1 protein-coding gene is annotated in these 252 nt (G+C 60.3%); it reads left to right on the top strand.

Annotated elements, in window-relative coordinates; all coding sequences use genetic code 11:
• Positions 1 to 252 (top strand): ABC transporter permease (locus SCA31_RS24630; protein WP_410699589.1); only part of this gene is annotated, 252 nt, incomplete at both ends.

Here is a 252-nt window from a genome sequence, read left to right as displayed (position 1 = left end):
ATGGATGCCCAGACATGGTTGGTAGCGGGGTTGACGGCGTGGGTTGGTTCCCTGGTGTTCGCCGCTCTGGGACTGTTCGTAGGGTACTTGATGCCAAGCCAGAACGTGATGCAGATCCTTGGCCCGGCACTGGCGATCCTGGCGATGCTTGGCGGGCTTTTCATGCCGATTGAAATCATGGGGGACACCTTCGGCCAGATTGCCAAGTTCACCCCGGCATACGGGATCGGCCAGCTCGCAAGGAGCCCCATC

It is taken from the genome of Chryseobacterium sp. SIMBA_028 (genome assembly GCF_046535285.1).
In the GTDB taxonomy this organism is placed as follows: Bacteria; Bacteroidota; Bacteroidia; order Flavobacteriales; family Weeksellaceae; genus Chryseobacterium.
Note: the sequence above shows the minus strand (reverse complement) of the source record. Positions and strands in the feature narration are given on the sequence as shown.